The sequence below is a fragment of the Methanobrevibacter thaueri genome (genome assembly GCF_015062905.1).
GTDB lineage: Archaea > Methanobacteriota > Methanobacteria > Methanobacteriales > Methanobacteriaceae > Methanocatella > Methanocatella thaueri_A.
This window is the reverse complement of sequence record NZ_SUTK01000020.1, coordinates 1-23,326: the sequence shown is the minus strand read 5'-3', so window position 1 is coordinate 23,326 and position 23,326 is coordinate 1. Positions and strand designations below refer to the sequence as shown.

The 23,326-nt window shown below is 36.2% G+C and carries 32 protein-coding genes; 4 read left to right on the top strand and 28 right to left on the bottom strand.

Features of this window, described 5'->3' with window-relative positions:
- Positions 1-120: 120 nt before the first annotated feature.
- From E7Z79_RS05580 to E7Z79_RS05535, 10 genes are all read right to left on the bottom strand, one after another.
- Positions 121-765, bottom strand: coding sequence for a phosphopantothenoylcysteine decarboxylase (locus E7Z79_RS05580; RefSeq protein ID WP_303738985.1), 645 nt, complete (start codon positions 763-765; stop codon positions 121-123).
- 1 nt (position 766) lies between these two features.
- A complete protein-coding gene (locus E7Z79_RS05575) occupies positions 767-1,276 on the bottom strand; it encodes a flavoprotein (RefSeq protein ID WP_303738984.1) in 510 nt (169 codons plus the stop codon).
- 9 nt (positions 1,277-1,285) lie between these two features.
- Positions 1,286-1,825 (bottom strand): hypothetical protein, encoded by a 540-nt coding sequence (locus tag E7Z79_RS05570; protein ID WP_303738983.1) that lies wholly within the window; start codon positions 1,823-1,825, stop codon positions 1,286-1,288.
- A gap of 16 nt (positions 1,826-1,841) precedes the next feature.
- Positions 1,842-2,588: an endoglucanase gene (locus tag E7Z79_RS05565; protein WP_303738982.1), complete on the bottom strand. Its 747-nt coding sequence runs from the start codon at positions 2,586-2,588 to the stop codon at positions 1,842-1,844.
- A gap of 61 nt (positions 2,589-2,649) precedes the next feature.
- Entirely contained in the window at positions 2,650-3,453 is an 804-nt protein-coding gene (pheA, locus tag E7Z79_RS05560; RefSeq protein WP_303738990.1) for a prephenate dehydratase, read from the bottom strand.
- A gap of 34 nt (positions 3,454-3,487) precedes the next feature.
- The gene (locus E7Z79_RS05555) at positions 3,488-4,291 is read right to left on the bottom strand and encodes a CBS domain-containing protein (RefSeq protein WP_303738981.1); all 804 of its coding nucleotides are present in this window, start codon (positions 4,289-4,291) and stop codon (positions 3,488-3,490) included.
- 22 nt (positions 4,292-4,313) lie between these two features.
- On the bottom strand, positions 4,314-5,252 hold the full coding sequence (locus E7Z79_RS05550) for a CBS domain-containing protein (RefSeq protein ID WP_303738980.1): 939 nt from the start codon (positions 5,250-5,252) through the stop codon (positions 4,314-4,316).
- A gap of 64 nt (positions 5,253-5,316) precedes the next feature.
- Entirely contained in the window at positions 5,317-6,015 is a 699-nt protein-coding gene (locus E7Z79_RS05545; protein WP_369693434.1) for a 7-carboxy-7-deazaguanine synthase QueE, read from the bottom strand.
- Positions 6,015-6,530 (bottom strand): 6-carboxytetrahydropterin synthase, encoded by a 516-nt coding sequence (locus E7Z79_RS05540; protein WP_303738978.1) that lies wholly within the window; start codon positions 6,528-6,530, stop codon positions 6,015-6,017. The genes E7Z79_RS05545 and E7Z79_RS05540 overlap by 1 nt, the downstream gene beginning before the upstream one ends.
- Positions 6,530-7,120 (bottom strand): DUF366 family protein, encoded by a 591-nt coding sequence (locus E7Z79_RS05535; protein ID WP_303738977.1) that lies wholly within the window; start codon positions 7,118-7,120, stop codon positions 6,530-6,532. The genes E7Z79_RS05540 and E7Z79_RS05535 overlap by 1 nt, the downstream gene beginning before the upstream one ends.
- A gap of 211 nt (positions 7,121-7,331) precedes the next feature.
- Between E7Z79_RS05535 and E7Z79_RS05530 the strand changes: the two genes are divergently transcribed.
- The 3 genes from E7Z79_RS05530 to cas4 all read left to right on the top strand — a co-directional run bounded on the left by E7Z79_RS05530 (position 7,332) and on the right by cas4 (position 11,052).
- Positions 7,332-8,405 (top strand): DNA polymerase subunit beta, encoded by a 1,074-nt coding sequence (locus E7Z79_RS05530; protein ID WP_303738976.1) that lies wholly within the window; start codon positions 7,332-7,334, stop codon positions 8,403-8,405.
- Positions 8,406-8,646: 241 nt separating this feature from the next.
- Positions 8,647-10,125 (top strand): sodium-dependent transporter, encoded by a 1,479-nt coding sequence (locus E7Z79_RS05525; RefSeq protein WP_303738975.1) that lies wholly within the window; start codon positions 8,647-8,649, stop codon positions 10,123-10,125.
- A 135-nt stretch (positions 10,126-10,260) separates the two neighbouring features.
- Complete coding sequence (gene cas4, locus E7Z79_RS05520) at positions 10,261-11,052, top strand: CRISPR-associated protein Cas4 (protein WP_303738974.1); 792 nt, start codon at positions 10,261-10,263, stop codon at positions 11,050-11,052.
- A 56-nt stretch (positions 11,053-11,108) separates the two neighbouring features.
- Here cas4 and E7Z79_RS05515 read toward each other — a convergent pair whose 3' ends face one another.
- From E7Z79_RS05515 to E7Z79_RS05435, 17 genes are read right to left on the bottom strand one after another with little or no spacing between them, the layout of a single operon-like run.
- Positions 11,109-11,768, bottom strand: a complete 660-nt coding sequence (locus tag E7Z79_RS05515) for a DUF5612 domain-containing protein (RefSeq protein WP_303738973.1) — start codon at positions 11,766-11,768, stop codon at positions 11,109-11,111.
- On the bottom strand, positions 11,761-12,024 hold the full coding sequence (locus E7Z79_RS05510) for an energy-converting hydrogenase B subunit P (protein WP_296787027.1): 264 nt from the start codon (positions 12,022-12,024) through the stop codon (positions 11,761-11,763). Before E7Z79_RS05510 ends, E7Z79_RS05515 begins: the two co-directional genes overlap by 8 nt.
- A gap of 13 nt (positions 12,025-12,037) precedes the next feature.
- Positions 12,038-13,036 (bottom strand): respiratory chain complex I subunit 1 family protein, encoded by a 999-nt coding sequence (locus tag E7Z79_RS05505; protein ID WP_303738972.1) that lies wholly within the window; start codon positions 13,034-13,036, stop codon positions 12,038-12,040.
- A gap of 4 nt (positions 13,037-13,040) precedes the next feature.
- On the bottom strand, positions 13,041-14,168 hold the full coding sequence (locus E7Z79_RS05500; RefSeq protein ID WP_303738971.1) for a nickel-dependent hydrogenase large subunit: 1,128 nt from the start codon (positions 14,166-14,168) through the stop codon (positions 13,041-13,043).
- Positions 14,169-14,178: 10 nt separating this feature from the next.
- A complete protein-coding gene (locus E7Z79_RS05495; protein ID WP_303738970.1) occupies positions 14,179-14,625 on the bottom strand; it encodes an NADH-quinone oxidoreductase subunit B family protein in 447 nt (148 codons plus the stop codon).
- The gene (locus tag E7Z79_RS05490; RefSeq protein WP_296785714.1) at positions 14,626-15,117 is read right to left on the bottom strand and encodes a 4Fe-4S binding protein; all 492 of its coding nucleotides are present in this window, start codon (positions 15,115-15,117) and stop codon (positions 14,626-14,628) included. It abuts the gene before it with no gap.
- Positions 15,118-16,527: a 4Fe-4S binding protein gene (locus E7Z79_RS05485; RefSeq protein ID WP_303738969.1), complete on the bottom strand. Its 1,410-nt coding sequence runs from the start codon at positions 16,525-16,527 to the stop codon at positions 15,118-15,120.
- Between the two features lie 11 nt (positions 16,528-16,538).
- Complete coding sequence (locus E7Z79_RS05480; RefSeq protein ID WP_303738968.1) at positions 16,539-16,790, bottom strand: energy-converting hydrogenase B subunit J; 252 nt, start codon at positions 16,788-16,790, stop codon at positions 16,539-16,541.
- Positions 16,787-17,263 (bottom strand): MnhB domain-containing protein, encoded by a 477-nt coding sequence (locus tag E7Z79_RS05475; RefSeq protein ID WP_303738967.1) that lies wholly within the window; start codon positions 17,261-17,263, stop codon positions 16,787-16,789. Before E7Z79_RS05475 ends, E7Z79_RS05480 begins: the two co-directional genes overlap by 4 nt.
- Complete coding sequence (locus tag E7Z79_RS05470) at positions 17,260-17,538, bottom strand: EhbH (RefSeq protein ID WP_303738966.1); 279 nt, start codon at positions 17,536-17,538, stop codon at positions 17,260-17,262. The genes E7Z79_RS05475 and E7Z79_RS05470 overlap by 4 nt, the downstream gene beginning before the upstream one ends.
- Positions 17,531-17,866, bottom strand: a complete 336-nt coding sequence (locus E7Z79_RS05465; protein ID WP_303738965.1) for a hydrogenase — start codon at positions 17,864-17,866, stop codon at positions 17,531-17,533. Before E7Z79_RS05465 ends, E7Z79_RS05470 begins: the two co-directional genes overlap by 8 nt.
- On the bottom strand, positions 17,863-19,317 hold the full coding sequence (ehbF, locus tag E7Z79_RS05460) for an energy conserving hydrogenase EhbF (RefSeq protein ID WP_303738964.1): 1,455 nt from the start codon (positions 19,315-19,317) through the stop codon (positions 17,863-17,865). Before ehbF ends, E7Z79_RS05465 begins: the two co-directional genes overlap by 4 nt.
- On the bottom strand, positions 19,310-19,696 hold the full coding sequence (locus E7Z79_RS05455; RefSeq protein ID WP_303738963.1) for a cation:proton antiporter subunit C: 387 nt from the start codon (positions 19,694-19,696) through the stop codon (positions 19,310-19,312). The genes ehbF and E7Z79_RS05455 overlap by 8 nt, the downstream gene beginning before the upstream one ends.
- The gene (locus E7Z79_RS05450; protein WP_303738962.1) at positions 19,696-19,929 is read right to left on the bottom strand and encodes a DUF4040 domain-containing protein; all 234 of its coding nucleotides are present in this window, start codon (positions 19,927-19,929) and stop codon (positions 19,696-19,698) included. The genes E7Z79_RS05455 and E7Z79_RS05450 overlap by 1 nt, the downstream gene beginning before the upstream one ends.
- 2 nt (positions 19,930-19,931) lie before the next feature.
- Entirely contained in the window at positions 19,932-20,354 is a 423-nt protein-coding gene (locus tag E7Z79_RS05445; protein ID WP_303738961.1) for a cation:proton antiporter, read from the bottom strand.
- Positions 20,351-20,617 carry a monovalent cation/H+ antiporter complex subunit F gene (locus E7Z79_RS05440; protein WP_303738960.1) on the bottom strand — a complete coding sequence of 89 codons (267 nt, stop codon included), beginning with the start codon at positions 20,615-20,617 and terminating at the stop codon, positions 20,351-20,353. Before E7Z79_RS05440 ends, E7Z79_RS05445 begins: the two co-directional genes overlap by 4 nt.
- A 30-nt stretch (positions 20,618-20,647) precedes the next feature.
- Positions 20,648-20,962 carry a monovalent cation/H+ antiporter subunit E gene (locus E7Z79_RS05435; RefSeq protein WP_303738959.1) on the bottom strand — a complete coding sequence of 105 codons (315 nt, stop codon included), beginning with the start codon at positions 20,960-20,962 and terminating at the stop codon, positions 20,648-20,650.
- 294 nt (positions 20,963-21,256) lie between these two features.
- Between E7Z79_RS05435 and E7Z79_RS05430 the strand changes: the two genes are divergently transcribed.
- The gene (locus E7Z79_RS05430; protein ID WP_303738958.1) at positions 21,257-22,222 is read left to right on the top strand and encodes an arsenic resistance protein; all 966 of its coding nucleotides are present in this window, start codon (positions 21,257-21,259) and stop codon (positions 22,220-22,222) included.
- Here the strand turns inward: E7Z79_RS05430 and E7Z79_RS05425 are convergent.
- The gene (locus E7Z79_RS05425; RefSeq protein WP_303738957.1) at positions 22,219-22,926 is read right to left on the bottom strand and encodes a metal-dependent hydrolase; all 708 of its coding nucleotides are present in this window, start codon (positions 22,924-22,926) and stop codon (positions 22,219-22,221) included. The genes E7Z79_RS05430 and E7Z79_RS05425 overlap by 4 nt on opposite strands.
- Positions 22,927-23,326 lie beyond the last annotated feature (400 nt).

Here is a 23,326-nt window from a genome sequence, read left to right as displayed (position 1 = left end):
ATTCATTGATTAATTAAACTAATTGAAATCAAAAAAGTATTAAAATAAATGATTATAATTTTAAAATAAATAAATTTATGATTGAAAACAATGTTGCAATGTTCTGACAGGCAGATGAACTCATATCTTTTTAGAAATTACGTCAAAAATGCGTTTTGCAATCTCCCTCTTTGAAGCCAGAGGAACCGCCATAACATCATCGTCAACAATCAAGACCTCATTATCATCAGATCCGAACTGACAATTCTCCTTTGAGATATCATTGGCTATAACAAGGTCAGTTCCTGCATCTGAAATTTGCTTTCGAGCGCATTCAATAATATCATCCCTTGAAATGTTGAACTCGGCCTTAAAACCAACAAGAAAGATATCAGGATTGACTTTTTTAATCTGGCGAATGATCTTGGTTGCAGGCTTCAAATTCAAAAAAATAGAATTTGAAGAATCTATTTTCTTATCGGATTTTTGCCCTAATTCAAAATCAGAAACTGCTGCGGCAGATATGAAAATGTCACAATCCGGAACAATGCTTAAAATGGCATCATTCATTTCACTGCCGGTCTCAACACGAACGACATCAAAAACAGAAGGGATTTCCACACTGACATTGGCAACAACCAATTTCAAATCCGCACCCCTGATGTAAGCCTCACAAGCAAGCGCCAATCCCATTTTACCGGAAGACTTGTTTGTAATCCCCCTCACGGAATCGATAGGCTCATATGTACCTCCAAGACTAATTAAAATTTTTTTGCCTTTAATCATATCAATCTTTATTTAAATTAATAGTTCTTAGAGATTCAAGGACAATATCCTCTTTTGAAGGGAATTTTGCTTTTCCTTCATCCATCCTAGGCTTTATGAAAGACGCAGATCCCTCTTCTTTAATTTTATCAATGTTTCCCTTGATTGCACGATACATTGAGTCATGCATTGATGGAACAAAAATAATTGGAGTGTCATGGCCTTGTGCGGTAATCAGCAATGTTGAAATAGGATTGTCAGCAATCTTATAAGCGAATTTGGAAATGGTGTTTGCAGTGGCCGGAGCGACAAGTATCAAATCCTCCTGAGAATATCTGACATGCTCGATTTTGCCTGTCAATTTGGTTACGACTTCATGACCTGTAGCAAATTCCATTGCATTCGGATGAATGATTTCGCAGGCGGAATCGCTCATGAAACATTTCACTTCAACATCATTTCTTCTAAGCTCACGAGCCAATTTGATTGATTCGGTAGCTGCAATGCTACCTGTAACACATAAAACAATCATATAAACACCTTAAGTAATCTGAATATCAGACAGGATATAATCAAATACGTATAAATTCTGTTCGAACTTATCAACTGGCGCACTATACATTAAAGCATATGCCTGACCGCCCTTTTCAAACCAGACCACCTTGTGTTCACGTTCCACTCCATTGTCATTAGAAGTGTATAGGTATTCCAATGCTTGCCTGTCTCCAATTACAGAGTCCCCTGAGGAAATTAACTTAAAAGATGCGTCATACTGCATGGATTTGTAAGTGGAATTTACAAATGTGTAAAAGTCTCCTTCAATCGGCTTTTTCTCAAAATTGATATTGACCTGGCCTATTCCGGCTGAATCTATTGAATCAAGTTTTGAAATTGACATGATGGAATAATTTGAAGTAGCCTGTGAATAGCCCCAATCTGAAGGATAATTAATAACCAATCCTCCCTTGGACAATGTTAAAACTTTAGTTTCCTCGTTAGCATTCTCTGCACTGACGCTTGAAACTAAAAATATGATAAGAATAATTGCTATTATACTTCCCTTTAAAATTTTTCCTTTCATAAAACCACCTTAGGCATTAACCTGATGTCCCCTCGTTAGAACTTGAGGAATCACTGCTATCTGACGAACTTGAGGAATCACTGCTTGAATCACTGCTATCTGACGAACTGGAACTTGAACTGGATTGAGAACTGTCTGACGAATCAGTTGTTGTAGTAGTAGTTGTAGTAGTAGTTTCAGTCGTAGTCTCAACCTGATTTTGGTCGTTATTATCATTATTATCGCTGGTACTTGTCTGAGTATCATTATAATCATTTGAAGTATAATTATAATTGGTAGTTGTAGTATTTACAACAGCAACAACTTCAGGGAATGCTGTATCTGTAACAGTAGCAACAACACCAGTATCGACCATAGGATCGGAATCCAAATTAAAAATACCAAAAGCCACACCAGATGTAAATGCGATTACAAGCACCAATAAGGTTATCACTGTAAAAGCACCGCTACTCATTGAAGATTTTTTCTTTTTATTATATTTTGCATCATCCTTTTTAGGATTTATAATATATTTTTGAACTAAGTCCTGTTCTTGCTTTTTCTTATAATTGGTAGGTTCTTTACTTCTTTTTTTAGTTTTGGTAGTTGACTTGCCCTGCATGGATCTGATACGCTTTGTAGCTTCCATCGCATCAATAGAATTCAATTTATCTTCATATTTGGAACGGAAATATCTGTATTTTCCTGCAGAAATCTTACCAGACTTGTAATCAGCTTCCAAACTATTCATAACCTGAAGAAGTTTATCTCTATCTTCTGACATTCCTACCCTCCCTGAAATTATTATACTTTAAATTATATTCAAACAATAATTTAAATGTTACCTAAAATTCAGGATAGGAACCTAAAACTTTTAAAAAATAGGTATTTTCATCAATCTCGTCAATGATATTCTTAATCACATCATCATCTTTGTGACCGTTAAAGTCGATGAAAAACAGATATCTTCCCAAACCCTTTTTAGATGGACGGGATTCGATTTTAGTTAAGTTTATATTGTTTTTTTGGAAAATTCCAAGAATATTATAGAGTTCTCCAGGACGGTCCTCATATATTGAAAATATTATCGAAGTCTTGTCCTTGCCGGTAGGTTCATGATCATTGTTTGAAACAACTATGAATCTTGTCTCATTATTGTCCATATCCTGAATATTTGCCTTAAGGATTTCCAAACCGTAGAGCTCTGCAGCTTTTGCATTACCAATAGCGGCTTTAGATTTATCCCCAATAATATTTTTGGCGGCATTCGCAGTGCTTATTGCATAATGAGGCTGAATCCTATTTTGACTAATGAATTCCTGACATTGTGAAATAGCCTGCTGATGAGAATAGACATCCTCAATGTCATCCATTGTGCATCCGGGATTGACGATCAGATTCTGGTTGATCGGAATAATTATTTCCTCAAATATTTTCAAGTCAAACTTGTGGGCCAGTGAATCCAATGTTATTCCGACAGGTCCTTCAATTGAGTTTTCAATTGGAATAACGCCATATACTGTTTCATTGTTTGCAACACTTTCCATTACGGCCGGGATGGTACAATATGGAATCAGTTCATCTCCAATCATGTTGGCCGCTTCGTGAGTGAATGTTCCTTTTGGTCCTAAAAATGATATTAATGTAATAGTAATCACCCAAAAAAATAAAAAAAGTTGATATTTAAGATTCTAATTTTTCAATTAATCTTAAAATATCAGTTTGTGTTATGATACCGACAACTTTGTTGTCATCAATGACCGGTAAACCGTTGTAACCGGTTTCTATCATAATTTTAGCCACTTCAGAGATGGTTGCATCCTTGGAAGTGACTGTCGGATTTGAAGACATGATGTATTCAACCAAAACCTCCTTGATTTGAGATTTTTGGTATTTTTCAGGCACATTCTTTCTAAAGTCGATGAATGCTCTCATCAAGTCTTTAGAGGTCAACATGCCCACCAATTCTTCATCTTCGACAACAGGCAATCTGCCCACATGGTTTTCAATCATCTGTCTTCTTGCATGAACAAGTCTTTCAGTTGGTGAAACAACTGTCACGTCCTTGGTCATGATTTCTTTGACAGTAATCTTATCAAAAGCAATTCCCACAGCAAGAGTGACGAAATCCGCTTTGGATACGATTCCAACCATGTTATCATCAGCGTCCATAACAGGAACGGAACCTATGCCATTTTCCAACATCATTTTTGCAACTTCGTCCAATTGCATAGTTTCAGGAACTGTTAATACGTCTTTAACCATTACGGATGAAATATGAAGTCTTGATGCAGGCATACTTTCATATTTTGAAGAACCAAGCTTGGCGGCAATATCCCTTTCAGAAATTATTCCCACCAATTCCTTATTGTTGATTACAGGCAAACGTGAAACGTTATTTTTACGCAACAATTTCAAAGCATCAGAAAGATTTTGATCTTTGTCTATGGTAATAATATCCTCAGACATCAAATTCTTAATTTGCATATTATCATCTCCTAAAAATGTTTTAATATCTTTTAACTGCGTTTAATATGTCTCTTTCAGTAATAATACCAATAATTTTATCTTCTTTAACGACTGGAACCCCACCGATATTCTTTTCGGCAAAGATTTCACATAACTCCCCAATAGTTAGGGTAGGTTCGACAGTTATTGGCTCTTTAACCATGATATCTGAAATTTTTGTTTGGTCGAGTACATCAGTTGCCAAATTGGAATTCAAGTGGTCAAACAGTTCTTTTGCGTTGATGAATCTTATGACATCTGTAGAGGTTAAGATACCTAATAATTTTTTAGCCGCTTTGGATATGTCAGCTTCACCACCGACAATTGGAATTCTCCTTAAACCATTTCTAACCATGATTTTACATGCGTCTCCTAATGAAGTTCCAGGAGTTGTATTGAATACTTTGGTAGTCATGTAATCCTGTACAATGTCTTTACCTGCAACGCCTGCTAAGGAAAGGGCGATATCCCTTTCAGTTACAATTCCTGCAAGTTTTTCATCAGCATCAATAATAGGAATAGCACCTAATTGGTTAGCTAACATTACTTCAAGGGTTTCTCCAATAGAAGCTTTGTTAGATACGGTGATTAAATCACGAGTCATGATTTCTTTTACTGGCTCGTTAATAGCTGCTAGGAAATTATCTTCGTATTTTTTCTCAATAATGTTGAATTTTTTTCCTCCACCAAAGAAATCCAATATATCCATTACGGTTACAATACCTAATAATTTTCCAGAGCCAGGGTCAGTGATTGGCAATCTTCTAAATTCATGTTCCATCATCACTTTAGCAGTATCCTTGATACTTTTTGATGGAGGGATTGAAATAACATCTCTGGTTGCAATAGCCATGATGTCTCCTTCTCTGTCATGAACTTTGGTTTCACGTTCAACTGCACCTGTGTTTGATTTTCTGTTAATAGATGTTTTATCTTTCATTTACACACCTCATTTACAATTGCTATCGTCAAAATAAAAATCAATCAATATTAAAAACAAAAATTCACTCAATATCCAAAATCTTATGGATTTGAGGAATGGTGGAAACTTCAAAATATTGCCCAACAACTTCGGAAAACTCAAATAATTTAAAATTAATGTCTTTCCATTCTCCTAACGGACTGGAAGGTTGGATAATTATTTTAAGGTTGCTTTTGTTTGAAATATTTTGCGATAATTTTTCAACTACCCCTTTAAATGACTTTATTTTTGTTGATGGCAATATAACTACTTTACAATATACATTTATAGATTTTTTCATTAATAAATTTAGTGATTTAATCTCATTTAAAAAAATGGAATTGTCAAAATCACCATCAAAATGCTCAGGCAGCTTAATGTCCAGAGAAACAATGTCCAATTTCTCAATGGAGCATATTTTTTCCGGTAAGGTGCCGTTTGTTTCGAGCATTATTTTAAGATTGAAATTTTTAGCCACCTCAGAAATGAACTGAGGATATAGGCTCGGCTCACCTCCAGTAAATGATATGGTCTTGCAGTCAGGAGTAATCAATTTAGTTATCTCAGCTGTGACCTCCTCCGGAGTCATCAGAGTGCCTGACTTTTCGGATTTACTGTCATTGGTGTCGCAATAGTTACAGTTCAGATTGCATCCTGCAAATCTCACAAAAATCTGTCTTTCACCTATCAGAAGGCCTTCGCCCTGAAATGATGAAAATATTTCAATTATCGGCGCCTTCATCATAAATCTTTCCTATATTCAGCGCCCTGTCCGATTCCTTCATTTACACAGACCGCAACATATTCCAAATTGTCATAAGTTTCGGATATCTTTTTGGCCAAAGTTTCGGCAAAGAACTTTGACAACTCTTCAGCGGAAGTGTACGGAAGAGGAAGGAACACACAATCAACACCAGGCAGGGAATATCCCTTGCCATCAATTTTAAAATGAACTGTATGCTTCTTTTTCAAATCGAAAATTGAATCTGTCTTCTTGTCGAAATCCTTGAATTCGATCAAGTCATTATAAACCGGAATGAGCAATCTGTGATCAAGCTCGTCACAAATAGCTTTTGTATAACCCTTAACGTCTTTAAAGTCAACTACAAATTCAAAATCTCCTGCCCTCTCACCTTCAATTTCAACATCCACAAAGTAAGAGTGTCCATGAATATATCCGCATGATTCATGACCCGGAATTACGTGTGCAGAGGAGAATCTTAAATTTGATTGAATACCATTAACTAAAATTTTCATCATAACACCTTAGTTTTGCTTATATCATTTTCAATAGTTTCCAACTCATCAATGAACCTATTGACTGTTTCATTAATTAATTCCAATAGATTATCCTCAGTGAATATTTGTTCATCATCAATTCTGATGTCAAAAAGCCCAATAGTTTCAACATCATCAGGAGTTCCCTTGTCTTCCAGATTCAAGGCAAAATGAATCTTTGCGGAGCTGAGTGATATGCTTGCAATTGAGATGGATAACTTTCTATCCTCAACGAAAATGTCATCACCTTCCCTTTTTGTCTGAACTCCATATTCTGCCAATACTTCTCTGAATATCATGACAAGAAGCCTTTGTCTTAGATAAGCCACCCTCATGTTCGGTGGCTGCTGGTCGAAAAATTCACAGATGAAATTGACCATGTTGTTTGATTTGATTTCCAAACCCACATCAGCGAAATCCTTTAGATTATCCGGAGTAATGTTAACAGGACCTATCCATGTTATGATTGATGATCCATATATTCCAAACTCCTGAAATGCCCATGAGGGGTTTATTTGACTTCCATCATATTCAAATATTTCATCAATGTGTTTATGAGTAATAGTCATGATATAACCTATCTTAAAATTATTAAATTACCTATTTATATTTAGTCAAAGGTATTAAAAAAAGTATCGTATACTAAAAAAGAAAATATAAACAGAAGTAAGAAAAACACTACTCGATTTTAATTATCATTTTTTTATATGTATTGAAAACACCAATCATAACAATACATTAATTAAAGAAAAAACAAAATTTAACTAAGGAGTTAAAATTATGGAACAAGTAAGAACAAGAGATTTTATTTACACAAGCGACGACTTATACTTCGCATCAACCAATTACATTCACCCTGAAGACAGAGTAATCTCATTTTTAAGATATGTCCCCGACCCAGAGGGCGATCGTGAAAAAGATGGAAAAAGATACAGAAAAGTAGGATCTGAAGAAGCATATAGTTATTTGAGAGAAAATCATCCAGATTACTTATATTTTTCTCAAGTTACAAACGTTGAAATGATGGGAGTGCCATTGGACAAGGTTGAAAGAGTCATTAAACCTGAAAATAGGCTTTTAGGCCTTAAAAAAACATTCGAATCTGGTGGAGAAGTCAAAAATCCCGAATTGATTGCAAAATTAATGGATGTTGCTGACTTTTTCCATTTCATGGCAGACATTCCATATGACCATTTGGGAATCTCCGGTTCCATTTTACCAGGTCTTCAAAAAAGCGATGTTAGTGACCTGGACTTTGTTGTATACGGTCTTGACAACCATAGAAGAGCGATTGCGGCATTTAAAGAGCATAGGGGCAAAGAAGTTTATCTTGAAGAGGTTGACAAGCACATCACTGTCGAAGGAATCACCAATGACTACTGGGATTTTGTATACGATAAAAGAATGTATGATGAAAGCTTGACCAAAGAAGAGTTCAGATGGTATGAAAACAGAAAAGCAAATAGAGGAACAATCAACGGAACCCTGTTTGACATTTTGGCCACCAAGGACTATGATGAGATTGAAGGCACATGGGGAGATACTGTGTATGAGCCTCAGGGAATCGCTCAAATCGAATGCGACATCGTAAACGCACTTGGAGCTTTTGACAACCCTTCACTCTACACAATTGAAAACGTGGAGATAATTGAAGGTGTGGACTTTCCCTTAACAGAAGTCGTATCATTTACCCACACCTATGCAGGCGAAGTAATCGACGGCGAACACGTGGTTGCCAAAGGAAAAGTGGAAAAGGTTATTGTAAATGGCGAATTCAGCCATTACCGCATAGTTGTCGGAACCACTCGTGAAGCCATTGACGAATATCTAAAGCTTAAGGAAAGTCCCGTTTAGGACAAATTCAGATAAGAGCATCAACTCTTATCACTATTTTTTAAACAAAACAAATATAATTCACATAATAATTATCAACCATTCATTATTTTTACAAATAGAATATAATTCATAGGACAAAACAATAAATGTCTTTTATCAAGTAGTTTTAAGGTAAAATAATACGAGTTAAGCAAAAACAATACACATAATATATAAACTTCAAAAACCTAAATATTACTATTAGATTAAATGTGATAAAATGACAGAGACTAAAAAATCAGAATGGAATAGTAATCTTGCTTTCATGATGGCAATGATTGGTTCTGCTGTGGGTCTCGGAAACATTTGGCGTTTCCCGAATGTTTTATACTCAAACGGTGGAGGGTCATTCATGATTCCCTACATCATCTCATTATTCTTACTTGGAATATCATTTGTTCTGGTGGAATATGCAGTAGGATTCAGGTTCAAGAAATCACTTGCAAGAATATTATTCTCAGTAAATAAAAAATTGGAACCGGTTGCATGGTTCATATTGCTGGTCGTATTCCTGATAACAACATATTACGTCTGTGTTGTCGGATGGGACCTGATTTATATATTCTTAAGCCTTACAAAAGCATGGGGAGCAAATCCTGATTTATACTTTACAAACAATGTCCTTCATGTATCAAATTCATGGACTGGAATGTTCAGCCTCGTCCCGAACGTGTTTGTTTCAGTATTAATAATCTGGTTTTTGGCATGGTTCATTATCAAAAGGGATTTGAACGATGGAATAGGTAAAGTGAGTAAAATTTTGCTCCCATTATTATGTGCAATCGTTGTAGTCATTGTCGTATTTTCCTTGACCTTGCCTGGCGCATCCGTAGGATATACACAGATTTTCAGACCCGACTGGAGTGCACTGACCAATCTGAACGTATGGCTGGCAGCATTTGGACAAATCGTGTTCTCTTTAAGTTTGGGTATGGCAATTGCAATGACTTATGCAAGTTACCTGCCGGAAGGTTCAAAATTGGTGGACAATGCAGTGATTGTAGCGTTTTCAAACTCCGGTTTTGAAGTGTTCAACTCCATTGGAATATTCTCCATTTTAGGATTCATGACCTTTACCAGCGGAATTCCTTTCAATGAACTCGTTACATCAGGAACAGGCCTTGCATTCGTAGTTTTCCCACAGGTATTCAATACCATGGGTCCTGCAGCAAGTATAATCGGACCTTTATTCTTTATATGCATCCTATTTGCAGGAATAACATCCGTCATTGCACTGCTCGAGGGAGTCTGCTACTCAATTTCAGAAAAATTCCTCATTGAACGTAAAAAGACCGCAACAGTTGTATGTATCGTTGGATTTTTAATATCAACAATATTTGCAACAGATGCAGGAAGCATAATATTAGGAGTATTTGATGCATATCTGAACAACTTCTCATTGCTGCTTGCAGTACTCATGGAATGTATTATCTTCGGTTGGATTTACAAATTTGATAACTTGATTGAAACATTGAATGAAAATTCAAAATTACAAGTGGGAAAAACTTGGAAAACTGTAATCAAATACATTCTACCGATTTGTATTGGCGGCCTTTGGATTCAAGGAGTATTTACCACAATAACCACTGCAGATATCTTTAGCAGAACCATTATGACAATATTAACAGTCATATTAATTGTGGTTCCAATCATATTTGCTAAATTGCCGGCAATCAACAAAGATTACTATAACGTGTAAAATTGACATTAAATAGCTAAATTATTAGCTATTTACTTTTTTTATTTTATTTTAAAGAATTGTAGGTATTTATAACTTCTTATTTTAAATATTATTAAGTTTAATGTAATATTGAGAATTTTAAGAGGTTATAAAATGATAAAAGTTTCTTCTATAAAACAACATATGTACTGTCCGATGAAGCTGTACCTTAAGACTCATGTTGATGCCAGTGAAAACAAGAATTACCAATTGGCCAATGAAATAAAAAAGCTTAAAATTGACATTCAAGATCTGACTCAAAAGAATATGCGCAAGGTAAAAAAAGAGATGGCATTAAGCGAAATAGAAAATGTCCTGTCAGAAAATATCGACCCCTACATCAAAAGCACAACCAAATCCATCAAATCAATGAACATAAACCTTGAATCATCGCAGATAAATGAAATAATTGACGATGCATATTTCAACATCAAGATAACAGCACTTAAAACCAAACAGGCCATGACATTACTTGACAAGCATGCATTTGAGGTCATGGACATGTTCTTCCCTAATTGCATGTATTCATATCTGATTAAGGACCCGAGCCTTGGAGTCATTGGAATGTGCGACAAGATTGAAATCATTGACGGACAATATTATCCCATTCTTTTAAAAAGTGGAAAACCACCTGTCAAGGGTGTTTGGAATTCCGATGCAATTGAGCTTGTGGCAAATGCCATACTGATTGAAGAGGAATTCAGAAATGACGTTTATGTCGGTTTCGTCGATTATGAAAAGATTGGGGACAGGCGTCCTGTTGTGATGGATGTGGATTTGCGAAAGGCATACTTCAACATTCTTCGAGAAGTTAAGGAGATAATTGATAATAAAAAGAAGCCTAATGTTAAAAAAAGTGCTAAAAAATGTGAAAAATGCGAATATAAAGAGATTTGTCTAAAATAAAAATAAGAAAGGGAGTTAAGTAGTTAACTCCCTACCTATATGTCCATAAACATGAATTAAAATCTGATATTGTCGCCCAAACGTTTTATGTCAAACACTGCTGTGTCTGCAACAGACATTACCGCCAGAACTCCTGCCTGAATAGGGTCTGTGATAATCAAATCAGCATGATCAGTTACGCTTCCAGGCATATTAAGGGAAATGACAATTAAGTTACTTTCCTCCTTGACTTTGCGGACAGCTTCTGTGATTTCTCCACCCATAAGTGAGCCTGCAAGCACCAATGCACTTACACGAGGAAGCCTTGATATAGCCTCAACAGCCTCTGCCAGTGGCTTTTCACCAACCAATGGGATTGTATCGATACTTATACGTTCTCCTCTTATGTTGTGTCTGTCTGCTTCTGTGATAGCACCCATAGCCACTTGAGATACCTGGGCACCGCCACCTACGATGATTATACGTTTTCCATAGATGTCCAATTGAGAACCATGCAGCTCTATTGATTTCACTTCATCGATATTGTTCAAATCCTTGATTAAATCATCAATATCTTCAACGTGCTCCAATTCCAAGTTGATGGAACCCATATTGTTTTTCTCAACAAAAAGGTGAACGTAACTAATATTAGCACCATGAGTGGTGATAACATCAGTGATGTCGTCCAGAACTCCCTTTTTTTCATGAGATTTGATTGTTAAAGTATAATCACTCATTTTTCGGCCTTACTTTGTCAAGTTCAGCATGTGCCCTTTTCCACATGCTCAAATAATTGTCATCTTTAGTGACTGGAATCACTTCAAGACCCAAGTCCCTATGTTCCTGTATCCATTCCTCATGGAATACAGGTATTTCAATTTTGATTGGTTCAGAGGTCTTATTTACAACTATAAGATTTCTGTAAGGAAAATCCCATTCGACAATATATCCTCCAAGACTTACCATGTGATACGGTCTCATAACAAATTTCATAAATAATACCTCCTTATAATAATCCAAGCACAATTGCCAATATTCCCAGCAGTGTAGTGCACAATATTGTCGGCAATAGCTGCCTATTGGTGAATACCGGAGCGAATGCTGAGAAAATTCCCATCATGAATACGAATATCAGTGCAACCAGAACATTTACCAAAAATCCAATTGACATGATTGTTGGCGGAACTCCAATGAACAATACTGAAAAGACACATCCAAGGACAAACATGAAAAATCCTCTTGTCAAATAGACAACAGCCCTGTATTTAGCCGCATACTCCATGTATGGTCCTTCAATTACATCAGATTTTGCCTTGATAATTGAAAATGGATATTCGTTCAATATAATCATGTAACCGATGAAAAATACGATTGCCGCAATTCCACCGGACACTGTAAACAAGAATGGTCCGTGCATCTGCTGATATGCTACAATATCCTGCAAAAAGATACTTCTTGCAGCTGTAATAGGTGCAAACAATGCCAAATACAATGGGAAAGACCCATAGGTAATCATCCTGAGTGATCTTCTTGCACTTATGTCTTCAATGAATGAAAGATTGGAATTGTTGTGAACTGCCCCTTTAATCTTATCTGGGAAAGGCATTCTAACGGACATTACGGATTTTGACAATGCTCCCATCAATACATAACATATTTCTTCCACTTTTAAAAATCCGACAACAGCCACTAGACTAGCAAGTGCAGGGATTTTATAAGCCTGAGGAGTCAAAGCGATTAAAACGCACAAAACCACAATAAAGCATATGATAGGCAATGCTTTGTATAATCCAGGTACTGGAGATGAAACTTCAACATTCTCCTTAAACATGAACTTGATTGGAGCCATAATTCCAGGAGCGATTACAATCGGCCCGATTCTTTGCTGAATCCTTGCATGAATATATTTTCTCTCAATTCCCGGAAGCAATGTTGAAATTATAAAGCAGACTAAAATTGTCAATATTACAACAACAATCGGATTTGCGAGTATATTTCCAAACATTTTTCTATCTCCTTATGATTTCAATTGCCCTATCGGTACATGTGAAACACGGGTCACACTGTACGATACATAATTGGGCATCAGTAATCTGGTCTCCAATACATGCATACTGCATTGCACCAATGTTTGCCATTGATGGAGTCCTGATGATACAGTGCCTTACTCTTCCGCTTTCAAGTGCATATGAATGATAAAGAGTTCCTCTCGGAACCTCAATATAACTTTCAGAAATATCTGTGTCAACCATTTCCCAGTCACGGTTTACTACTTTTCCTTCTGGGATGTTTGCAATGGCCTGACGAATGATTTTGATTGACTCAAATGATTCCAAGGCCCTCATTACCAGATTGGATTTGACATCCCCGTCAGGCTGTGTGATTACATTAAAGTCAAATTCATCATATTCAAACATAGTGGTCCTCAAATCCCTTGCAACGCCTGTTGCCCTTAGGGTCGGACCTGTAACTGCAAGTTCAATAGCTTGCTTTTGAGGTAGGACTCCAATTCCAGTAATCCTTGACATAACTATGGAATCGCCTAAAAACCTTTCTACAAAACCTGTGAGTCCTTCTTCAACTGCATCCATATCGTTTTTAAGCCTTAACAGTTTAGCTTCATCCAGATCACATCTTGGCCTTACGCCACCAAGGACTGAACAGCCATACTGCACACGGTTTCCTCCAATCATTGCAAGCAGTTCCATTACTATTTCCCTCAGGTAGAACACCCTCATTGAAAATGTTTCATGGGACAATACTTCACAACCGTGAGCCAAATACAAGAAATGTGAGTGCAAACGTTCAAGTTCACTCATTATCACACGAATATAAAGGGCTCTTTGCGGAATTTCAATACCCAATGCCATTTCTGCAGTTCTGCAGGAGTTCCATATATGTGCATTAGAACAAATCCCACAGATTTTCTCAGTTAAGGCATTGGCTTTTTCAACTGGAAGACCTTCCATGATTCTTTCAATACCCCTATGATTAACACCAATAGTGATTTCGGCTTCCTGAACGATTTCATCCTCTACAAAAAACCTTACCCTATATGGTTCCAATGCAGCAGGGTGAACTGTACCCATTGGAATTTCTGTTTCAATAATATTGCTTCTTGGTACTTTCTTATCCATCAAATCCCCTCTAATCCGCATCCAATAATGTAGGTAAAAGTGATACTACTCCAGCCAAAACATCCTGAGGCCTTACGGCACAACCTGGAATCTTTGCAGCAACAGGTATGATGTTTTCAACCGGCCCTTCAATCTCCTCTGAAGGAATGTCACCATAACAGTTCTTATAAACACCACCCATCAGAGCACAACTTCCTGCAGCCACAACCAATTTTGGATTAGGAATGGCTTCATAAATTGCCTCCAACGGTTTTCTATTCAAATGTGTAACCGGTCCTGTGACGACCAATATGTCAGCTTCACGAGGATTCCAAGTTAAAAACACATTATATTGTTCAGCATCAAATCTAGGTGATAGAATTGAGTTAACAATCTCAATATCGCAACCATTGCATCCACCGGTATAAACCAGCATGACATGTATTGCCCTTGCTCTTGAAAATGATTTAAGTCCCATCTAATCACCCTCCTCTCTATTCTTCAATACTGTATTATCTGATAAATATTGTGCAATGAATTTGAGCTTATCGTCTGAAATTTTAAATGGCTGTGACATGGTTTCTGTGATGTCGACTTCCTGATCTCCAACATTGCTCGGATGTATGGTTCCCTTTTCGCCATAAAGTGAATAGACCGGACAGAAGTCATGACAATAGTAACATACAACACATTTTTCGAGAGTAATTTCAGGCACTTCCTTTTTAGTCCAATCATCAGTTATTTTAACTGGATTCGCTAATTCTTTCATCTCAATTGCACCAGTTGGACAGACATTGGCACAGCCCGCACATCCGATACAGGCCTTTTCATCAACCCTGTCATCAACTTCCACTGACAGTGTTGCGATTTGGTTTCTCAATTCCATATCTGTAACCCTATCAGCTGCAAAAAAGATTCTTTTAAAGTTGGTAAAAGCTCCTTCCAAAGCTATTCTAAGTAAACTGCTCATTTAAATACCCTCTATTGAATCTTTAAAATTTCTTTCGAATAAGAATGCCCTTGCAGGACAGGCGTTTTTGCATGCTCCACAGTAGGTACATTTCTCTTCATTAACTACATAATTACCATCAATTTCTTCTATTGCATCATATGAACAGATTCCATGACATATTCCACAATGCATACATAACTTTTGCTCAATGAAGTTGAAACCATCTGTAATTTCATTCTTATACATTGTTGATTTAGGAATCGCATCAACAGGACAGTGGACTGCACAGTTTTCACATAAAATACATTTGTCCATATTCACTGAGATTTTGCCCCTATGCAATGTGATGGCATCTTCCTGACACATTTCAACACATATTCCACAGGAAATGCAGTCATCTGTAACTTTGCCGTCCCATGTATGGGTCATTAGCTGACGTGCATTGACCTCGTCGCAGACCTGCACACATTTTCCGCAGCTTACGCAGAATCCTGCAAGTGCAGGAAGCTCTTCGTCATCAAACTCATCATAGATGAACATTTCCTCATCTTCATGCAATGTGTGGACCGGACAATGACTAATGGCAATATCGTGTGTAACGTTTTCCGTATCGATTGTCGGATCGTATCTCAACTTGCCGTCGACATTTTTGTGTGATTCGTTTTCACACAAGTCGGCGCACAAACCGCAGTTCAGACAGGATATGATCTTGCCGTCAGGTTTCTGGTTCAATTTATTCACGATTATTTTGAAATCATCAACTGAAATCGCATTGTTAGGACATGCTTTCATACAATTCAGACAAAGTGTACATGAGGATGTATTGACCATCTGATGCTTGTTCATTGATTGGTTTGGACAAACATCTGCACATATTCTGCATTCACGACAGATTCCTTCATCCCTGTCCACATTAACATGAATCGCACCTGTAGGACAGTATTCTTCACATCTTCCGCACAGAATACATTTTTCCGTATCTGTTCCGAAATAAGTCCTTGAAACTTCCCTGACTTTACTTTCACTTTTATGAGGAACATTGTCCAATGGAGGATTCAAAATGTTGAATGACCTGATTAAATTGATTTGCTTTTCCTTTTCAAATTCAAATCCGTCAACACGACATTCAGGGAATTTTTCTGCACAAACGCCACAGCGAGAACAGATACCATATACTATTCCGTCGTCTATATGGATGTTGTTTGTTGGACAGTTGTACATACACATTCCACAGCCGTTACACTTGGCTCTGTCAACCACATATCCTCCATAGCCGTTTTTAAATATTGCATGGTTTGGACAGTTTTCATAACAGATCCCACAGGTAAGGCAGCTGAATGGAACGCCATTGACTAATCTGATGGATTTTGTAGGACATGACTTAATACAATTTTCATTTTCATTACATGTATTAGTTGATAAAAACATTTTAAAACCCCTTATTTACTCCTTGCAAATATTAGTTTGCCTACAAAAATTCCTATTAATGCAGATAAGAATGCAGTTGATATCGGCAAATCTGTGTAAAACGGATAATTGCCGGATTGCCAAGCTACAATAATTCCTGCAATAAGTATCACTATAAATGCTCCAAGAGTGAAATGAGTATCGTTGTTATTGAGCTTAATCTGTGAACCTATGATTATGCCCAATATCAGTGCAAATATTATTGGCCCTATGATTAACATCATTCACCCTCCTCGACATATTTCTTAAAACCTGCAAATGCAATTGCGATTGCGGATAATCCTGCAAATACCTTCAAACCTACAAATATGTTGAGGTATGGAATAATACCCGCATTTGTAACATCAGGATAATGCAATACAGACTGGATAGCTTGAGGAACAACATTAAGGATATCAGTTCCTACATTGTAGAGATAAAAACCTCCAACGAACAGTCCGATTAATCCGAATATTACGAAACCTAACGCACCAACAGATTCTAAAACTTCAATATATGTATGTGACAATTCAAATGGGGAATTACCTAATCCATAGACAAGAACAGATAATATAATTCCGCTTGCTATCATTGCACCTCCCTGGAAACCTCCACCAGGAGTGATGTGGCCTCCAAGAATGGTCATTATACCCAAACAGGTCAATATGATTGAAATCGGCAAGGATATAAGTTTTAAGATTATACTACCTTGACTCATCTTTTATCCCCCAGTAATCCTCTGCCGAATATTAGCAAGACCACTAAACCGGCAGTCAGTAATATGATTGATTCTCCTAAAGTATCGTATGCCCTGAAATCAAAGATGACAACTGTCACCATATTCGGAGCAATTTGAGTTCCTAAAATATTATAGATTAAGCTTACACCAGGATAGATCATATCGCTTATATGATATATCGCATCGAATAAGGTAACTGAAAAGATTGCTGCCAATATTGCTGCAAGCAGATTGCGTATTGTAGTATTAGACAAGATTACCACCCCAGTACATGAATATACCTATAAGTGCAAGAGTTACGATTGCATAGAACAGCATTTTATCAAGTGAATCTTCCTGTTCTATCTTGAACTTTGGAATAAGCGGAATACTATAAATCAGCACTATGGCAAGTGCCAATGTGAAAATTCCTGCAAGCAAGACATTTACATGCCTTAGCAATATTGCGGACAGGACCAATGACACGATTAAGAATATTTCTGCTGTAAGGCTTCCTGAAACATCAGCATTGGTAACTGGTCCAGGTGAAAACAATTTTCTGAATTGCTTTACAACATTGAATATCTGATCATACAGTTTCATAATATCCCTCCTACAAAGTTAGAAATTCCGTTTGTAACGACATCTGGGAAAATACCTAACAGTATAACAATAATCAGCAATATTCCCATTGCGAAAATCATGGCTTTTGGAACTTCTTTTCCTTCCAGTTCCAAGTCATTTGGTTTCGGTTTTAAAAACATTGTGTAATATGTTTTTACAAACACTACAAATGTGGCTATACTTACCATGATGGCCAAAATGGATAGTTCAGGGAATCCACAGCTTAATGATGCCTGAACAAGCATCAGTTTGGATTGGAAACCGCTTAATGGTGGAACTCCTGCCATTGCAAGACCGCCTATCAGAAGCATTATTGCAACTTTAGGATGGTATGCGAGAAGTCCGCCCAATTTTCTTGTATCCACTTCATTTGTTGCATTTACGATTGCGCCGAATCCTATGAATAATAATGCAGTGATTATGATTTCATTCAATGCCTGGAAAAGTCCTGCTGTAATTGAAAAGTTTGTTCCAAGCCCAATACCTAACCCGATGAAACCTAATTCACCTACTGCTAAAAATCCAATCATTCTTCTGAAGTCTGTCTGGGTTAATGCTAGAGAGACACCCAATATCATAGCCAAGATAGAGAAGAAGACTATGAGAACTTCAAAGATTGGAAGTGAAGCATAAATTCTAAACATTATTAATACGATTGAAATCATTGAAATGACTGTAAATGACTGCAATAGAGCTGCGCCATGAGGTTCTGCTTTTGAATAGATTCCAGATTTTATTGTATGGAATGGTGGTAGACCTGATGCGTATAACCAACCAAAGAATATCAATGCGAGTGATAATAAAAATACTGGAGAAGTTGCGTCAACAAAACCATTGTGAACAGCTGCTGCAATATCTGTAACATTTACGCTACCGGTCAGTGCCAATAAGAATCCAATTCCTAAAAGCATCATTGGAGAACCGATAGATCCTAAAACCATATACTTTAAAGCCATTTCATAACTGTAATCAATTGAAGATGCAGCTACAATTCCCACCTGTGCAAGTGCCAAAATCTCAAAGAACACAAACATGTGGAATATGTCGTCTGTCAAAATCATTGCGGTCACTGCCGCAGTACCTAAGAACAATAGGAACAAGTATGGTCCTGAGACTTTCCTGTATTTGGTCAGATAAATGAAGACAACCAGGAATGTTAAAAGCCCAATGGCTCCTATGAATATTTGCTGCAGGAATGTAAATGAATATGTGATTGCCGGATGATACATAACTCCAGACAGAGTATCCAATATCGGTTCATAACCGCCGAAGTAGTGAAGACCATAATTGGACAGAAGTGGAATTAGCGGCAGACATATTGCCACAACAAATGCAAAAATCTTAGTTACAGTGTTGAATTTTGAAAAGGCACTGATCAATAATGCTGCCATTAAAGGAACAATAACCATAAGTGGAATTAATTCATTCATCGTATTCCTCCCGTTTTGATGTGTCAGCCAACATTACTTTTGTAGATAATGTGCCGTATCTTCTGTATAAAACCATTACTAAAGCAAGCATTACCGCAAGTGTACTTGCGCCGATTACGATACTGGTAAGTACCAAACCGAAAGGCAAAGGATAGGCCGCATTTGAAGCAAACCATGAAGTATCCATTCCTGGCATTAGGATCGGTACGACCCCACCTGCTTTATAACCGATAGCTACAATGAAAAGGTTCACTCCCTCTTCAATGAAGCTGATACCAATAATCTTTTTAATGATATTGTCAATGAAAATTGCTGAATAAAGTCCGATTACGACTAAAGCAACGGATGTCAACAATATCACAAGTTGTACTTCTGCCATTAGCTATCACTCCTTTGAGTCTTTTTAACGGCCAGTGCAATGAATATCGGTATGATTGCCCCTTCAACAATTGCCTGTGTCAAGGCAACATCCGGTGCAAGCAATACCTGGAACAATACCGCAACAGATGCTCCTGAAATACCGGTTAAAATTGCTGCTTTAAATAAATCCTTTTGAATAAGAGCAAGAATTGAGCTTAATACTATTACAATACACAATATAATTTCCAACATGACTACTCACCCTCATCAATCTCTATGGTAGTAACTAAAAATCTGTCATCCGCCTTAAGCTTTTCAGAATTTTCACTTTCTAAGGCCTGCATCTTTTCTTTAGGATGTATGAATGGATGATTTTCATCTACCTCTTCTTCAACTGTCATTAAATCAGCGTTATTTTCTCTATCTTCTTTTTTCCAATAAGCATTAGCTATTGCATGTGCTGAAAATGGTGCTAGGATAAAGTAAATTCCTGCCAAGAGATATTGGCCAAGGCCAATCATAGCAATAATACAAGCAACATCAAACAAACCAACAATGTGTATTCTTCCATACACTACATTTCTGGTATTTTTATGTAAGCTAATAAGACCTATTGCTGAGATAATAATCAAGAAAGCTGCAATGATGAGAAGGGCTGATTGAATATATTCGATCATTTATCTTCCCCTCCTACGGTTACAGCGAAAGCAATAGTTCCTACAAAACCAAAGAATATTAAAGCTAAAGATATATCTCTATAGAATGCAAGATTATATAACTCCCCACCAACAAGTAACACCAATGCGAGCGCATTAACAATGACGGAACTTCCTAAAAGCCCCATGGATGTGGATTTATATGCACCTGCCCTTAGGGTAGCTAGCAACATTATAATTATTGCAATAACCAAAATAAATTTTGAAATAAACAATATATCCATACTATCTCACTCGTCTTTTTTGAAAATGAATTATTCCAGCATTTTCTTTATATAAGGTTCAAAAGGAATAATATCCTCTTTTTTTCTTGGAGAAATAGCAGCTACTTTGATAATGTTATTCTCACTGTCTAAATCAACAGACAAGGTACCTGGAGTTAAAGAAATACTGTTTGCTAAAATTGTCTGTGAAACAGGTCTCTCCAAAACTGTTTCAATATCAACGACAATAGGATCAATATTTCTCCTCATAACTCCATTAAAAGCAACATCAATTGTTGCTTTTATGATTTCGTAAATAAGGACTAAGAAATATACAATTCCATAGCCAATTCTAGTCAAAAACATTAAACAAGCTCCATTTCATTAATATTAATAATAGCCATACTACTGACTAATTAGTAATATTATTATTTATCATGATTATTCATTATAAAGTTATGCTTTTTTAAAAAAAATATTCGAAAAATAGATTAACATTGTTAAAAATATTGAAAAAATATACATGAACGAAAATGCCACTTAAATTAATTAAATACTGTCAAATAACCAGTTAAACTAAAAATCAAAGAATTTTTCACATACAACAAAATATTATATATAATAATATACAAATTTAGTTATACCTAAAAAAGTGATACAATGGATTTAGTGGAAAAAATTGAGCCGATTATAATATTTTTTGCAATAATATTGGGACTGGCGTTTTCAAATGTCAGCATTATTGCCCAAAACGCAGGCAATCTAATAACCCTGTTTTTATGCCTAATGCTTTTCGGACTATTCCTTGAAATACCACTGAATGAATTAAAGAACAGTTTTAAAAACGTTAAATTCAGTCTGACAAGCCTGATAATCAATTTTCTATGGACCCCATTATTCGGATACTTTTTGGGAACACTTTTTCTTAAAGGAAATGTGGACATTCTTGCAGGATTCTTCATGCTGATACTTACTCCATGTACCGACTGGTATCTGGTGTTTACCAAGCTTGCAAAAGGGGATTTGACACTGAGCCTATCTATCCTGCCGATAAACTTAATCCTTCAGATTGTACTGCTTCCGATTTACCTTATAATATTTTTTTCAAACGGAATCACCCTGGATTATCATCAGCTTGCATATTCACTGCTAATCGTCATCGTCATTCCATTCATTGCATCACAAATTGTCAAATTGATCTTAAAAAATGATTTAAAAGACAAAGTGATCAGCTCATTCAGCAGTCTGCAAATCTGGCTTTTGTCATTAGCTGTATTCTGCATTTTTGCAAACCAAGGAGAACTATTATTCAGCAATCTAAACTCAATTATGAAAATATTCATTCCTTTGATCCTATTTTTCATAGCCAATACGATAATCGATTTAATGTTATCCGAAAAAATTAATTTTACTTATCCAGAGTATGCAAGCCTAACCATGACAACACTGGCCAGAAATTCCCCGTTAGCTTTAGCAATAGCAATCAATTCATTCCCAGGTCATGAACTGATAGCGATGGCACTGGTAATAGGACCGCTGATAGAACTTCCAATATTGTATATCGTTTCCAGATTCTGCATCTGGATTAAAAATTCTGGGCTGTTCTTTGTCTGCGGCAATTTCTAGCTTCCCAAAATATAATGGCCATAGAGTTCGAACAGCATCGGAATATGATACAGTATGGACAGGAATACCAATAGAAATATCATGCTCATTCCAAAATTTCTGCGGACTTTTTTTGAAGACAGCGGTGCAAATATTTTAATTCCCGCAGGCGTGAATGAATCAAGGACAATGTGTGAGAACAATCCTAAAAACAAACTTATAACAATTTCGATGTATGAAACCTCAAATGTTGGGAAAATAAATAGACTAATGAAAAACAATGGCAGAAAAACCATAAGAATTTTCTTGTTTAAAAACAGAAAGCTTAAAAGAGCGATTAGAATTGCCATTACCATATAATGATTTTCCAAAACAGTTAAGAATGTAGTTAGCTGAAACGCCCAAATCAATATCAGGCTGACCGCCGATGCCAATGTCAAAGCGCCGAAAATGGAATGCGTAAAACTTCGATGCTCTGAAAAATAAAATGTTGCTCCTAAAAAAACAATGATCAAACCTATATAATAAGGTAATTTAAGGATATAAAGTGAAATGAACACTATCAATCCCAAAATAATCATCCTATAAACGTTTTCTCGTTTGAAATCATGGTCAAAATCAGGGATATTTGCACCGATTAATGTTAAAGCAATTGTTAGAGGATTGTGAAAAAACATCAATGAAAGTATGAATGCAAATATCGAATGACCCTTATAAGACGACACATAATCACCTTAGTTAAAAATAGAATGTCTATATTTAAAAGGTTAATGAGAGAGCATTTGAAAACTAATGCCCTCAGAAGATATGCGCAAGACAAAGACAGGGATTGATTCAAGGTCCTTATTTAATTTTAATTTTTATCTTTTTGCTGGAGGCTTTATATATATTATCTCCTTTGAATCTGATTTTTGCTTTGAATGTTCCTTTTTTATCAAATTAGTTAAAGAATACTCCGACCTCTTTTAGGTCGGAGATGAATTTCACAAAAAAGACATAGAGTCATTTTTTTAATAAATATTTTTTGGATATTTACTTTTCAAATGCTCTCTCACTTTGTTTATATAATTTGTATAGTCATATATATTTTTTGTAGTGTTAAAAAAATCTTTTAATGGTTTTTTT

What these genes read in the sequence shown, in the direction of transcription:
- E7Z79_RS05555 (WP_303738981.1), bottom strand. Translation starts at nt 4,291, where the DNA reads ATGCAAATTAAGAATTTGATGTCTGAGGATATTATTACCATAGACAAA.
- E7Z79_RS05525 (WP_303738975.1), top strand. Translation starts at nt 8,647, where the DNA reads ATGACAGAGACTAAAAAATCAGAATGGAATAGTAATCTTGCTTTCATG.
- E7Z79_RS05545 (WP_369693434.1), bottom strand. Translation starts at nt 6,015, where the DNA reads ATGAAGGCGCCGATAATTGAAATATTTTCATCATTTCAGGGCGAAGGC.
- E7Z79_RS05580 (WP_303738985.1), bottom strand. Translation starts at nt 765, where the DNA reads ATGATTAAAGGCAAAAAAATTTTAATTAGTCTTGGAGGTACATATGAG.
- E7Z79_RS05540 (WP_303738978.1), bottom strand. Translation starts at nt 6,530, where the DNA reads ATGAAAATTTTAGTTAATGGTATTCAATCAAATTTAAGATTCTCCTCT.
- E7Z79_RS05565 (WP_303738982.1), bottom strand. Translation starts at nt 2,588, where the DNA reads ATGTCAGAAGATAGAGATAAACTTCTTCAGGTTATGAATAGTTTGGAA.
- ehbF (WP_303738964.1), bottom strand. Translation starts at nt 19,317, where the DNA reads ATGAATGAATTAATTCCACTTATGGTTATTGTTCCTTTAATGGCAGCA.
- E7Z79_RS05550 (WP_303738980.1), bottom strand. Translation starts at nt 5,252, where the DNA reads ATGAAAGATAAAACATCTATTAACAGAAAATCAAACACAGGTGCAGTT.
- E7Z79_RS05570 (WP_303738983.1), bottom strand. Translation starts at nt 1,825, where the DNA reads ATGAAAGGAAAAATTTTAAAGGGAAGTATAATAGCAATTATTCTTATC.
- E7Z79_RS05575 (WP_303738984.1), bottom strand. Translation starts at nt 1,276, where the DNA reads ATGATTGTTTTATGTGTTACAGGTAGCATTGCAGCTACCGAATCAATC.
- E7Z79_RS05455 (WP_303738963.1), bottom strand. Translation starts at nt 19,696, where the DNA reads ATGGCAGAAGTACAACTTGTGATATTGTTGACATCCGTTGCTTTAGTC.
- E7Z79_RS05515 (WP_303738973.1), bottom strand. Translation starts at nt 11,768, where the DNA reads ATGAGTGATTATACTTTAACAATCAAATCTCATGAAAAAAAGGGAGTT.
- cas4 (WP_303738974.1), top strand. Translation starts at nt 10,261, where the DNA reads ATGATAAAAGTTTCTTCTATAAAACAACATATGTACTGTCCGATGAAG.
- E7Z79_RS05490 (WP_296785714.1), bottom strand. Translation starts at nt 15,117, where the DNA reads ATGAGCAGTTTACTTAGAATAGCTTTGGAAGGAGCTTTTACCAACTTT.
- E7Z79_RS05450 (WP_303738962.1), bottom strand. Translation starts at nt 19,929, where the DNA reads ATGTTGGAAATTATATTGTGTATTGTAATAGTATTAAGCTCAATTCTT.
- E7Z79_RS05475 (WP_303738967.1), bottom strand. Translation starts at nt 17,263, where the DNA reads ATGAGTCAAGGTAGTATAATCTTAAAACTTATATCCTTGCCGATTTCA.
- E7Z79_RS05430 (WP_303738958.1), top strand. Translation starts at nt 21,257, where the DNA reads ATGGATTTAGTGGAAAAAATTGAGCCGATTATAATATTTTTTGCAATA.
- E7Z79_RS05435 (WP_303738959.1), bottom strand. Translation starts at nt 20,962, where the DNA reads ATGTTTTTGACTAGAATTGGCTATGGAATTGTATATTTCTTAGTCCTT.
- E7Z79_RS05505 (WP_303738972.1), bottom strand. Translation starts at nt 13,036, where the DNA reads ATGTTTGGAAATATACTCGCAAATCCGATTGTTGTTGTAATATTGACA.
- E7Z79_RS05445 (WP_303738961.1), bottom strand. Translation starts at nt 20,354, where the DNA reads ATGATCGAATATATTCAATCAGCCCTTCTCATCATTGCAGCTTTCTTG.
- E7Z79_RS05480 (WP_303738968.1), bottom strand. Translation starts at nt 16,790, where the DNA reads ATGATGTTAATCATAGGGCCAATAATATTTGCACTGATATTGGGCATA.
- E7Z79_RS05500 (WP_303738971.1), bottom strand. Translation starts at nt 14,168, where the DNA reads ATGGATAAGAAAGTACCAAGAAGCAATATTATTGAAACAGAAATTCCA.
- E7Z79_RS05465 (WP_303738965.1), bottom strand. Translation starts at nt 17,866, where the DNA reads ATGAAACTGTATGATCAGATATTCAATGTTGTAAAGCAATTCAGAAAA.
- E7Z79_RS05510 (WP_296787027.1), bottom strand. Translation starts at nt 12,024, where the DNA reads ATGAAATTTGTTATGAGACCGTATCACATGGTAAGTCTTGGAGGATAT.
- E7Z79_RS05535 (WP_303738977.1), bottom strand. Translation starts at nt 7,120, where the DNA reads ATGACTATTACTCATAAACACATTGATGAAATATTTGAATATGATGGA.
- E7Z79_RS05440 (WP_303738960.1), bottom strand. Translation starts at nt 20,617, where the DNA reads ATGGATATATTGTTTATTTCAAAATTTATTTTGGTTATTGCAATAATT.
- E7Z79_RS05485 (WP_303738969.1), bottom strand. Translation starts at nt 16,527, where the DNA reads ATGTTTTTATCAACTAATACATGTAATGAAAATGAAAATTGTATTAAG.
- E7Z79_RS05495 (WP_303738970.1), bottom strand. Translation starts at nt 14,625, where the DNA reads ATGGGACTTAAATCATTTTCAAGAGCAAGGGCAATACATGTCATGCTG.
- E7Z79_RS05530 (WP_303738976.1), top strand. Translation starts at nt 7,332, where the DNA reads ATGGAACAAGTAAGAACAAGAGATTTTATTTACACAAGCGACGACTTA.